This window comes from Streptomyces griseicoloratus, from assembly GCF_014534645.1.
Lineage (GTDB): Bacteria > Actinomycetota > Actinomycetes > Streptomycetales > Streptomycetaceae > Streptomyces > Streptomyces griseicoloratus.
In genome coordinates this window covers 1-268 of sequence record NZ_JACVQF010000056.1, presented here as the reverse complement: position 1 = coordinate 268, position 268 = coordinate 1, and the positions used below count along the sequence as shown (strand labels likewise).

Sequence of the window (268 nt, the reverse complement as noted above, 5' to 3'; positions counted from 1 at the left end):
CGTCGGCCTGCTGCTGGTCGAGCGCCTGTCGGACGCCCGCCGCAACGGCCACCGCGTCCTCGCGGTGGTGCGCGGCACGGCCGTCAACCAGGACGGTGCCTCCAACGGCCTGACCGCCCCCAACGGCCCCTCCCAGGAACGCGTCATCCAGCAGGCGCTCGCGAACGCCGGGCTCCGGCCGGGCGACGTGGACGCCGTCGAGGCGCACGGCACGGGCACCCGGCTCGGCGACCCGATCGAGGCCCAGGCCCTGCTCGCCACCTACGGC

1 protein-coding gene is annotated in these 268 nt (G+C 76.9%); it reads left to right on the top strand.

Translation table 11 applies throughout. The annotated features are described in order from the left end of the window. Positions 1–268 (top strand): hypothetical protein (locus tag H0H10_RS02190; RefSeq protein WP_188179074.1); only part of this gene is annotated, 268 nt, incomplete at both ends.